Source organism: Variovorax robiniae (genome assembly GCF_037889955.1).
GTDB lineage: Bacteria > Pseudomonadota > Gammaproteobacteria > Burkholderiales > Burkholderiaceae_C > Variovorax > Variovorax robiniae.
This window is the reverse complement of sequence record NZ_JBBKZS010000041.1, coordinates 15,653-27,622: the sequence shown is the minus strand read 5'-3', so window position 1 is coordinate 27,622 and position 11,970 is coordinate 15,653. Positions and strand designations below refer to the sequence as shown.

Sequence of the window (11,970 nt, the reverse complement as noted above, 5' to 3'; positions counted from 1 at the left end):
AACTCATCGGTCACCACCCACGACTCAACACGTTTCGCCAAGATCTCGATCCATCGCCGCGCCCAATGCGGCTCGGATCGACAGTTTACCTATTTACGGATAAGTTCTAAGAATCTCCGGAGGCAGGTATGGACGGCATCGAACGCGGGATCGGAGCCAGACTGCGACGGGCTCTTGGCTTGACTGTGGTGATGACGAGCGTGGCGACCGGCACGGTCGATGCGCTGGCACAGAATCCTGCGCGGCTCGCCCGGATCGGATCTGTCTCGGCTGGTTCCGACGAATTGCAAATGCGCGCGTATTCCACCTGGAGATCGCTTTTGGCTGGCATGGCAGATCAAGGTTTAGTCGAGGGGCGAGACTTCACGCTCGATCTGCGCGGTACGGCCGGGCGCCCGGAGCTGTTCGAACCGCTGACAAGGGAATTGGTCAAGTCCTCTGTGAATCTGCTCTTGGTGCCGGTCTGCGGCGCACCGCTCGATGTCGCGCGGCGCGCGACGCAGACCATTCCGATCGTGGTGCCGACCTGCAACGAGGACCTGGTTGAGTTGGGGATCGTCAAGAGCCTCAACCACCCCGGCGGAAACATTACGGGCATGTCGAAGCTGACTCCGATGCTGGCCACCAAACGCCTTGAACTCCTGCTTCAGGCGGTCCCAGAGGCGAAGCGGATCGCGGTCCTTTGGAACCCGGCCTACTCCGAGTTCAAGGCCGAATGGCGCGAATTGCGGGCTGCGGCGCGGGTGCTTGGGGTCTCGCTGGCACCGTTCGAATTCCGTAGCGGCGACGATCTCAAGCCGGTCTTTGACTCCATCGCGGGTGAGCGCCCGGATGCGCTATTGATGTTCAGCGATCAGCTTGCCTACATCTTCGCTGCGCGCATCGCCAAGCTGGCCCAGGAAAGGCGGCTGCCGGCGATGTTCGCGTTCCGGGAGCTGCCCGACGCTGGCGGGCTTATGTCATACGGGCCGAACATCCCCGGGATGTGGCGTCAGTCGGCTAAGCAGGTTGCGCGCATTCTCCGGGGCGAAAAGGCTGGAGATCTGCCGATTGAGCAACCGACGGTGTTCGAGCTGGTACTCAATCGCAAGGCGGCGAGAGAACTCGGGGTCAACATCCCGCAAACCTTGCTATGGCGGGCTGACGCAGTGGTTGAGTAAGCGGCCAGCACGCTCGACTTGGAGGATCGACAAGGCACAAAAGAGCCCGACTCCTCGGCCCCTTAGTGTGTGGGTAGGTCGTTGATTGCGTTCGCCATAGATGCGCGCCATTGATTTTGCCGTGGCGCCAAGATCCACAGCACTCAAGGCCCGCGTTCTGAATGTGTCCGCTTCAAAGTGAAGCAAATTTCCACAACGGGTCGAGAGCGGCGTCGAGCGGCTGCTTTCTGGCATCCACATCGAATGGCAGTTCATGGCCGCGAGTACCAGTTCCGGGCACGCAGTGAAAGATGCTATGTGGGACTACCTGAGCGAGCCCCGTTTGGCTAAAACGGGATTTCCTTAACTTCTTGGCAGAGGAGATGGAAATGTCGACGACCCAAGCAGTCCCACAACGTGAGAGTACGGCGATCCAGGGCGAGTTGTACATGAGCTTCGAGCTCGGAGACAAGAAGTGGAAGCTGACGGCAAGCGATGGCCGCCTCGGCCCGAGTCGGTACAACGTGAACGCTGGCGACATGGCCGCTGTCGCGCACTGCATCGACAAGGCGCGGGAGCGCTGCAAGCTCGAGCCGCGGGCCCTGGTGCACTCGTGTTACGAAGCCGGGCGCGACGGCTGGTGGCTGCACCGCTGGCTGATCGAGCAGCGCATCGAAAACATCGTGGTCGATTCCTCCAGCATTGAAGTGAACCGGCACGCCAGGCGGGCCAAGACTGACCGGCTCGATGGTGACAAACTGTTGGTGATGCTGCTGCGCCATCATCGCGGCGAGCGTGTGTGGTCGGTGGTGCATGAGCCCACACCCGAGGACGAAGACGCACGCCGCACCCACCGAGAACTCGCCCGGCTAACGAAGGAGCGCACCTGCCACACGAACCGCATCGGCTCGCTGTTGGTGCTGCACAACCTGCGCCCGCACGTCATCATCGGCGGGCGCGACTGGGCGCGCTGGTGGGAGCGCCATGGCGAGCAGGTTCCGCCTGTCTTGCGCGCCGAGATCGAGCGCGAGAGCGCACGGCTTGCGCTGGTCAAGCAGCAGGTGAAGGCAATGGAGGCCGAGCGACGCCAGGAATTGACCGACGGCAAGCAGCCGCTGGTGACGCAACTGGCCCAACTGCGCGCGATCGGCCCCAAGGGCGCCTGGGTGTTGGTCAAGGAGGTGTTCGGCTGGCGACGCTTCGCCAACCGGCGTGAACTGGCGGGCTGCCTCGGGCTCACCCCCACGCCCTATGCCAGCGGCGACAGCCAGGCCGAGCAGGGCATCAGCAAGGCGGGCAACAAGCGAGCGCGGACGATGCTGGTGGAACTCGCCTGGAGTTGGCTGCGCTTTCAGCCCAACAGCGCGCTGACCCAGTGGTTCAACCGGCGCTTCGCTGGCGGGGGCAAGCGCATGCGCAGAGTCGGTATCGTGGCGCTGGCTCGTCGCTTGGCGATCGCGTTGTGGCGTTATCTGCAGCACGGCGAGATCCCGACCGGCGCCGAGCTCAAACCGGCCACTTCTTGAAGTCCGAACAGTGCTTTAGCTCACGGTGGCGTCAAGGAACGCATCATGATGATCAAAGGTCGTCGCGCCCGCAAAGTCGGCGGGTCACTGCAAAGTGACCGTCCCGAAAGAAGGGGCGCGCCGGTAACCGGGGTTTGCCAGTGCGCTTTGCGCGCATGCAGCATGAGGTGCAAGGTGTCCGCACCCTGCACGGATAGAAGTTCGTCCGGGCACTGGCTCGAACGCTTACCACACCCCGACCTCGGATCAAGATGTGTCGCCAATGCCGCCACTGCCTCATCCGTTCAGAAACACGAGGATGCCACCATGAAACGTGCACAGAGATGTTGATCGAAAGACTTGACAAACAAGTCCCCATAGAAGCCGACTTTGGCGCCTTCCTCGACGTACGACTCGTCTGCCTCGGAACTTGACCTTCGCAAACATCTTCGATGCTCGATCAAGAAAGACGCGGGCATGATTGGCTGCCTCTGAATGAATTGCCCGCGGCAAGGCCAGTCGGAACCTGCCCACCTCGCTCTGTGGCGCCGTCCTTGCGCAGCCCGCGCATGCCTGCCCATGCCCACCCCTGACGCCGGTCGGAGGCAACACCTTGTCAGACGTGCAGTCCGGCCACACCCGAACATAGGCGTTACGCCGGCTGCAGCAACAGCTCCTGCGTGGGGTCGTGCGAGCCCCCGTCATTCCACCGCGGGCCATAGGTCGCCGCAGCATAGGTGTGGACGATGACGGACCCCAGCAAGCCATGCATGACGTCGCCTTGCGTCGCGCGCCGGCTGATGACGCCGGTCAGCAGTCCCTTGCTCGACAGGTCCTGCAGCGCGCGGTCCACCCAGACCTGGCGCTGTGCAGCGCTCAGGGACTCGATTTCCCGCTTCATCGCGCGGATGCGTTCACCCGCCGGGTCCGCCGGGGCTGGGGCCGGCACAGGCGCGGGCTCGGCGGCAGGACTCGCCAGGACCTCGCCCACGGTCGGAGCCACGGGCGCCGCGGGGACGTCGTTGCGCAGCAGCGATCGCAAATAGGAATAGGCGTTGTCGATCACTCTGAGGCTGCTGTTGGCCGCCCTCTTCTCCAGGGCTTCCACCTTTTCGCGCACCAAGGCATCGCCGAATTCCTTGATCAGCCCGTCGAGCTTGATCTCCCGGATCCCCAGCGTCTCCGCGCGCAGCACCAGGTTGGCGTCGACCGGTGACTGGGTGCCCGTGCGCACGGCGGCCACCTTGCTGCGCCGGCGCACCGCGAACTGCACCTCATGGACCGTGCGTCCCTGCCGGTGCTCGATCAGCTCGATTTCCAGGTCGGTTTCCAGGTTGATTTCGTCGACCGCCTCCTTGATGCGCTCGTTCTTGAACTTGCGCCACTCCCGACGGTCGCCGCCGGGCATGTTGCTGAGCGCATCCGTCCACCAGCCGACAGGCTTGCGGCTCGTGACGCCGCCCGGATTGTCCCGGTAGCGGGCGCAGATCTCGTAGAGGGCCACCGATGCATAGGTGCCCAGGCGCGCGAGCAGGTCAAGATCGATGCGCGCCCAGCGCGACGGCTCGCGCAGGGCCGACATGATGGACGGTGGAAACGACCAGCTGACCCAGGTCTCTCCGCGCCGCACTTCGAGGGCAACCTCCGACAGCATCGAGAAGCCGCGCCACTTCACCCCGTCGCCCGGCGCGGTGGACTCCCAGTCCACTTCGAGACTGCGCATTTCGCCAAGATAGCGCTTGGCCGCGGTACGGTCGGAGGCATCCGATCCCGTGGTTCGCAGGATCGTGGCCAGCGGGGCCTCGAACAGGAAGTCCGCCAACGGCATCGTCTTCATGGACCCCAGGCGGGCCTGGGAGACCTGCAGCAGCACGGTATAGATCCGGCGCGCCGTCAACGTGACCCGCGCCGAGCGGGGCACCATGACCACCATCTCGTGGGGCTTGCGCAATTCGAGCGGGTCCGCCCCACCCTGCCCCTTGGCGGACAGATTCGATGCTGCGGATTCGGTCGAACTCATTCTGCAGATGATATGTCCAAGCTCCCTTGGACGCAAATCCAGTGGCGCGAAGCGGCGACCGGCCCGAGTAATTCGCGGACACTTGCGGACCGGTGGGCCCAAGGTGCCCGGTTAAATCACGGACACTTCGTCGGCTGGACCTCCTTCGGGACCCGTCCGCGCCCGGGTAAAACGCGGACAGAAGTCCCCGCACGGCCCACCAGACGGCTTCGGCGGCCCCGCAGGCGAGCCGAGTAAATCACGGACGCCGGCTTTGAGACGTCAAGATCTGTGATCTGACAAGCACTTGGAAGGGGCTGTTGATAACTTGCAGGGCTCATGAGAAAGCACAGACACTTTCCTGTAAAAGTGCGGACAGAAGCGGGTATTCTGCGGACGCTTCCGGTTAGATCACGGACGCCTTGCGTGAATGAAGCTTCGTAAGTTATTGATTTTAAAAGAGAAAATCAAACTGTCGAGGGAGCCTAACTTCTTGAATTCAATAAGTATTATCTTAATCAGGGCAGGGCTTCATAGACTCAAGCGGGGACGGATGCGGGATCCAACAGCCGTTCGAGAGGCGGTCAAGCGCATGTTCATCGATTTTTGGCAGGTGCTGTGCATAATCGCATAACCCTGAAACTTCGAAAGCACCTTGCGTGGATATCAAGCAAACCATCCGTCGACAGACGCTCGAGGATATCGAGATCCAAGCCCAAAAGATCGCCGGCATGATGGAGCACATCCGCACGGCCATGCTGGCTCCCACGGCCGCCAAGATCGCGCCCAACCTGACCGCAGCCCAGCTCGCCGACCTGTGCGGCGTCGACAAGGCGAAGATCGCCTATCGCCAGACGCGCGGTGACCTGCCTGCCGGATCGATTCACGGCAACCGCCGCGAGTGGAGCATGGCCGAGGCGCAGTTGTGGAGCCAGGACTTCAGGGCGTCACACCTGCGTCCCAAGGGCGCTGCCGGCATCACCATCACCGTCGCCAACTTCAAGGGCGGCGTCGCCAAGACGACGTCCGCGGTGACGCTGGCGCAGGGCCTGTCGATGCGCGGGCACCGCGTGCTGCTGGTGGACCTGGATCCGCAGGGTTCGGCGACCACGCTGTTCGGGGTGCTGCCCGATGCCGAGGTCGACGTCGAGCACACGGCCATGCCGCTGTTCAGCGGGGATGAGGAGAGTCTGCAGTACGCGATTCGCAAGACCTACTGGCCGAACATCGACGTCGTGTGTGCTGCGCCACTCCTGTACAGCGCCGAATTCATCCTGCCGGCGCGCCAGTCCAAGGACGCAGGCTTCGAGTTCTGGCGGGTGCTGGATCGGGGCCTGGATGCGACGCGCGAAGAGTACGACGTGATCGTGGTCGACACGCCGCCCTCGCTGTCCTATGTGACCATCAACGCGTTGATGGCCGCGGACGGGGTCATCATGCCCCTGCCCCCTTCGGCGCTCGACTTTGCAAGTTCGGCGCAGTTCTGGGATCTCTTCTCGGATCTCTGCAAGGGCTTGATCCGCAGCCGTGGCAAGAACAAGAGTTTCGAATTCATCGACGTGCTGCTGTCGCGGGTCGAGGCTTCCGACGCTGCGAGTTCGGTGGTGCGGCAATGGGTGCTCGAGGGCTACGGTGATAAGGTCCTGCCGATCGAGATTCCCAAGACGGCCGTGGCGGCGACCGCCAGCGCCGAGTTCGGCACCGTCTATGACCTGCCGCGCGGTTCGGTCAACTCGAAGACCTTCGCGCGCGCGCGGGACGCCTATGACCGGATGTGCGAGTTGGTGGAACAGCAGATCGAGGCGGTCTGGGCGCGCCAGCTAGACGATCGCCTCACCCTGGCAGGAGCGTGACATGGGCCTCAGAGACAAAGCTTCCAAGATCGATTTCGCCGCTCTCCTGACGCCGGCGAGCGGCGCCAGCACCGAGCTCAAGTCCCCCAAGACTGCGCCCGGCGCGATGATGGCCCACGCCAACGACGCACGGTCCGAACTGCTGCGCGAAAACGAGGAGTTGCGCGGTCGTGCCGCTCGGACCACCGAGCTGGAGGCGGAACTCGCCGAGGCGGTCAGCGACCTGCGCGCGTGGGACGGCGCGAAGCCCGTGCGTTCGCTGGACCCCGCGCAGATCGGTCGCAGCCGTTTTGCGAATCGGCATGCGTCCAGCTACCTGGGCGATGACTTCGAGCGCCTGAAGCGTGAAATCATGGAGGCGGGCGGCAACGTCCAGCCGATCAAGGTCCGGCCGGGCAAGGGCGGCGACGAGGCGGCCTATGAGATCGTGTTTGGCCATCGCCGACACGAGGCCTGCCGCCAGCTGGGTCTGCCGGTGCTGGCGGTGGTCGACAACCTCGACGACAAGACGCTCTTCGTCGAGATGGATCGCGAGAACCGCGAACGCGCCGACCTCTCGCCGTGGGAACAGGGCGTCATGTACCTCAAGGCGCTGGAGCAGGGGCTGTTCGGCTCCAACCGACAGCTCGCAACGGCGCTCGGCATCGACCCCAGCAACCTGGGCAAGTCTCTGTCGTTGGCCAAGCTCCCGGACGATGTCGTGGCGGCGTTTGCAACGCCGCTGGACATCCAGTTGCGCTGGGCCCCGTTGCTGAACAAGGCACTGGAAGAAGACCAGCCCGGCCTCGCGAAGCGTGCTGCGGAGATGGCCGCACACCGCGGGCCGCGTGGTCCAAAGGCAGTGCTGGCCTACCTGGTGGCGCCCCCGGCGACGGTTTCGGATGTCGCCGCGGTCGAGCCGCTGACGCTGAACTCGAATGGGAAGAAGGCGGCGACCTTGCGCTTTGACGCGGTCGGCCGTGCTGCGCTGCATGTTCACCGGCCACTTTCGGCCGCGCAGCAGGCGGCGCTGCGGCAGATGGCAGAGGACTTTGTGAAGAGCCTGTAGGCTTCGCAACGGCCTTGACCAAAGGGGGTGGTTCCGGAACCACCCCCTTTTTTTGTTCTTTGGGCATTTCCGGCAGCGTTCGAGGAGCGTGCTGCGGGCGGCCGGAGATGGCCCATCACTGCATTTGCAGCGCGTTGCGCGTCCATCGTTACGCGGCCTGATACGCCTCGGCCCGGCGGCCCGCAAATGCGCCAGCGTGCCCTGGATGCGGCGGCTGCCGCAAACGCCTCGTCAGGACACTCAGGTGGGGGGTGGTTCCGGAACCACCCCCAGGGCCTCATCGCGTGAGCGCCACGTGTGCGGCGCAATCTCGCACAGGGCGGCACCGCCCATCGCGCGTTCAAGGTCACATCGAGCGCCTGCTGCGCGATACGCGAGGCGAATGCGCCTGCCAAGAGGCCGCCAGGCGAGGGGGTGGTTCCGGAACCACCCCCCGCCCGGGAGCAATTTCGCGCATGAGGGCTTGCACTTGGCAACAGAAGAGGCCTGCGCGTTCGACCCTGCATAGTTCGAATCTCCGCCGCGTCAGCGTGCAGGGGAATCCCATCGCCCTGCACGCAACGCAAGTCGCTGCCGGAACTCCAGCAGGTCGGTCTGGCAAGGGGATGGTTCCGGAACCACCCCCCGTATCCGGGAAGAGGGTGGAGGAACGGCGCTCGCTTCGAACTCCGGGTCGCGGTGGGCAGCGCCGTGAGGGCGGAACACTTCGCTTCAAGCGTCGCGCTGCGGATGACAACAACCGGCCGCGGGCCATCGCGGTGTTTTGGCGTGCGCCGTTCGTGCATCAGTGGCGCTCGGGAGACCTCCTTCGGCGCGATCCGGCAGGGGGTGGTTCCGGGACCACCCCTGCTTTTTCGAGTGCATGTTCGTGCCCCCGCGCCCGTGTCCTGCCCCGGTTCAGGGCGCAGCCGACGCTTCAGCGACCTTCATAAGGGTCACCTTCCGCCTCTTGCCAGCGGCGTTCTGGTGCCTGGCCTCGCTACCGTGCTTGACCTTCAGGCATGGCGCGGCGCATTTCCCACTCCGCGCGGCGCGCCACCACATTTTGGCAGGCGCACCGCGACCGTCTGCCTGAGCGAAGACCCATCGCCACGCGTGTCGGCCGCTTCATCCACATCATGTGCCGGCGACGCGCATCCCGGCATTGACCGGGGAATTCCCGTCGCGCTCCCTCGCACTCGAGCGGACGCGCGAATCGCCGCGCAATCCCAAGTCGCGTTGAACTGGGGCCACCTCCAGCCGTGCACCGGAGCCGCGACGCGCAGGGTCTGCAACCCACGTGGAGCATCCCAAGGATGTCCCGGGACACCAAACGCCGCATGCTGGCCATTGCGTTCGTGCACGACCCGCGCGAAAGGGCGCCGCAACACGGTTCGACTTGCATGCGGCGGGACGCTGGCGGGTGCCAGATCGCGCGGGGTTTCTGTTCCGTTTGGGACCGGGACGAGGATTCGTCTGCTGGTTGTTTGTCTGCTCTCCAGCGCCGCGCGCAGCAGGCCCGTGGGGCCGAATGGGGCCGACTTCCGCGACAGTTGCGCAAGCGCCGGTCGCGGCGGAAGGGGCCCCGCGCGCATGGCGTCTTGCGCTTTGCCAGCCGGGATGCCTCCTGCATCGGACCCTATGCGCATTGACCGTCAACGGGTGTTCCTCCCTGCAACGTGAACCGGGTGCAGGTTCAAACGCCGCCGTGGCGCGACGAGCCGGTCCGGCGACGCCTCGACAAAGCGGGCGCTTTGGTGTCCGGGTCTTTCCTTTGCTGCGCGGGTGGCGGGGGGGCAGCGTCGGGGGAGGCCACTGAGAACGCCTGCAGGGCCTGGATGCCAGTTCCTCAAGAGCTGGCAAGTACTTACACCGATCACTTCATCCAACGGCCTCCGGACCCACTCCGCTCACTGACATTCTCCTGAAGCACTCATAAGTGCTTGATTCATATCAACATTTATTGGCTGTCGGCACAAAGTCCGAAATGACAGCACAAAACTCGCACGGATGATAAGTCGCGAGATATGATGTCTTCCGGGTCGAGTCGCCTGGCTCGCTCCGAGGTCCTGCCCGATCCCGTTTTCACAGAATGTCTCTTCTTCAGCGCTGTGTTCCGACTCACGCCGCGTCGCCCGTAACGCGCTGCGATGGCATGCAGCCAGCCGGGCCGGCGGACGCGTGCCCGCTCCGTTGGGCCCGGCGGGGATGGGCCGCGCCTGGCGTGCGACGCTTGCCGCGCGTGAAGGCGTTGTGGCGGGGAGGGGGGCAGGAGCCGCTGCGGCGAGCGGCAGCCGAGCCGGCTGAGCGGCGGGAGCCGCGGCGGTGAGCAGCCCGATCGCGCGCCCGGCGCGCCAGCTGCACCGCGGGCATTTCGCGTTCATGCGAGCGCTGCTGCAAGGGCTCGACGAAAAAGAAAGCTGGAACCGCTACCTCCAGAGCGAGGGCGCGTCCACCGACCTGCGCACGATCCGCCACGCCATCGCGGAAATCAGGGATGCGTTCGCGGCAGCGGCTCGGCGCGAGGCGCGTCCCGGGATGGCCCGTCTGGTGCGGCTGGATCCGGAACGCTTCAGCGCCGCAGCGAAAAGCTTTCCGACACTGGAAGCCTTTGCCGCCGAGCGGGGCCTCGAGGACTTCTCGGAGGCGGAACAGGCCGAAGCCTATGCCGAGGCCTATCCCGACGCCACGACCGGGGGTTCCGAGCGCGCGCGCCGTGGCGGGCTGACGCAGCGCTCGCGCGTCATTGCCCAGCAACTCGATGCGCTGCGATGGCTGGAGTCGCACATGGCGCCCGAACCGCGCCCGGGCGACGACGTCAAGGCATGGCTGAATCCGGCCGTGGCCACGCGCTTGCACCGTTGCGGTCTGCGAACGCTGGGGGACCTGGTCGCGCACATCAACCTGGTCGGCGCACGCTGGTGGTGCCAGGTACCGGGCGTCGGCGTCCACAAGGCGGCCCGCGTGATGGCCTGGCTGGACGGGCACGTACATGTGCCCGCGCTGCGCCTCCAGGCGCACGTGCGCATGCCCCCTGGCCAGGTGCCGCCTGCGCTGCGCAACAGCATCGTGGCCCCGGCCACGGCGCTGCTGCCGCTGGAAAAGTTCCGGGTTCCGGAGGCGCTCGACGGTCGCCAGGGCAAGTACCGCGCGCCCCAGGCGCGCTGCGGCCTCCGTGCGACCCATGACCACGCGGCGATCTCTGCGTGGCTGGAGGCCAAGGGTGGGCCACCCGCCGGGAAAGTGAGCGCCACCTTCCGCGCGTACCGCAAGGAAGCCGAGCGCCTGCTGCTCTGGTCTGTGCTGGTGCGCGCCAAGGCGCTGTCGTCCTTGTCGGCCGACGATGCCCGGGCCTATTGCGCGTTCCTCGCCGATCCGCCGCCCGAATGGTGCGGGCCCCGGCACCAGCAGCGCTGGTCACCCCGCTGGCGTCCCCTCGAAGGCCCGCTGTCGCCGGCGGCGCGAAGCCACGCCGTCACCGTGGTGAAGGCGCTGTTCGCCTTCCTGGTTCGCCAGAACTACATGACCGCGAATCCCTTTGCCGACGTGGCGCAGCCGCCCCGCCGCAAGGGAGCCTTCAGCGCGGATCGCACGCTCACCGTGGCGCAGTGGGATCGGCTGGAGGCATTGCTCGCCGAGCGCGAGGATCGAGTTGACGATACAGACCGGGCAGCGCGCGCGACGGCACCGGCCGTGGCGCGCGCATTGCGCTGGCTCCACGCCACCGGATTGCGGATCTCCGAGCTCGCCGCGGCGCGCTGCGGGGACCTCGGACCGCTCGCGCCGGCGGAGGTGCCCGGCGCCTCCGCGCCGCAGTGGCAGCTGTCCATCGAAGGCAAGGGGACGCGGCGGCGCCATGTGCCCGTCCCGGCGGAACTTGTCGCCGAGCTGGAAAGGGAACTGTCACGTCACCGTGCATGCGAGGGCATTCGCGACCCGGCCTGCGGCGCCATCCCGGTGCTGGTCTGCTTCGCCCGCGCCGACGCGGCGCCACGAGGCTGGAGCTCGTCGGGCCTGGCCAAGGCGATCAAGGCCCTCCTGATGCGGTTGAGCAAGCATTGCGACGCGACAGATCGGGTTGTCTTGAGAAAAGCGAGCGCTCACTGGCTTCGGCATTCGCACGGCTTCGGCGCACTGAGCGAACGGCCGAACCAGCTTTCGCGACCGCTCGAGGCCGTGCGGCGCCATCTGGGCCACGCATCTCTGGCGACGACCGCGGGCTACCGGCCACGAGGGTGAGCCGCCGATGGCCTGTGAAACGCCTCGCCATTTCGTAAACGTATGCGACAGGGCAGGGGGACCCCTGCCAGCTGGGTCGGCGCGGCCGATGGTCCATCGACCATCGCCCACATGTCGTGCGCACAAGGTTTCCCTGTGCCCCCACTCCTCAAGGTCGCCGACCTGCCGCATCGGGCAGCGCCGGGATCCCGGCCCGTCGTTGCGACGT

6 protein-coding genes are annotated in these 11,970 nt (G+C 65.7%); 5 read left to right on the top strand and 1 reads right to left on the bottom strand.

What is annotated here, in order from left to right; all coding sequences use genetic code 11:
- The first annotated feature begins 128 nt into the window (after positions 1 to 128).
- Positions 129 to 1,160, top strand: a complete 1,032-nt coding sequence (locus WKW79_RS35405; protein ID WP_340339915.1) for an ABC transporter substrate-binding protein — start codon at positions 129 to 131, stop codon at positions 1,158 to 1,160.
- A 368-nt stretch (positions 1,161 to 1,528) separates the two neighbouring features.
- Positions 1,529 to 2,665: an IS110 family RNA-guided transposase gene (locus WKW79_RS35400; protein WP_340339914.1), complete on the top strand. Its 1,137-nt coding sequence runs from the start codon at positions 1,529 to 1,531 to the stop codon at positions 2,663 to 2,665.
- Between the two features lie 631 nt (positions 2,666 to 3,296).
- On the opposite strand, the gene WKW79_RS35395 is transcribed toward WKW79_RS35400, so the two are convergent.
- The gene (locus tag WKW79_RS35395; protein ID WP_340339913.1) at positions 3,297 to 4,664 is read right to left on the bottom strand and encodes a replication initiation protein; all 1,368 of its coding nucleotides are present in this window, start codon (positions 4,662 to 4,664) and stop codon (positions 3,297 to 3,299) included.
- Positions 4,665 to 5,302: 638 nt separating this feature from the next.
- Between WKW79_RS35395 and WKW79_RS35390 the strand changes: the two genes are divergently transcribed.
- From WKW79_RS35390 to WKW79_RS35380, 3 genes are all read left to right on the top strand, one after another.
- Entirely contained in the window at positions 5,303 to 6,496 is a 1,194-nt protein-coding gene (locus WKW79_RS35390; protein ID WP_340339912.1) for a ParA family protein, read from the top strand.
- A 1-nt stretch (position 6,497) separates the two neighbouring features.
- Positions 6,498 to 7,544, top strand: coding sequence for a ParB/RepB/Spo0J family partition protein (locus WKW79_RS35385; protein ID WP_340339911.1), 1,047 nt, complete (start codon positions 6,498 to 6,500; stop codon positions 7,542 to 7,544).
- A gap of 2,304 nt (positions 7,545 to 9,848) precedes the next feature.
- Positions 9,849 to 11,762: a phage integrase family protein gene (locus tag WKW79_RS35380; RefSeq protein WP_340339910.1), complete on the top strand. Its 1,914-nt coding sequence runs from the start codon at positions 9,849 to 9,851 to the stop codon at positions 11,760 to 11,762.
- Positions 11,763 to 11,970: the final 208 nt, after the last annotated feature.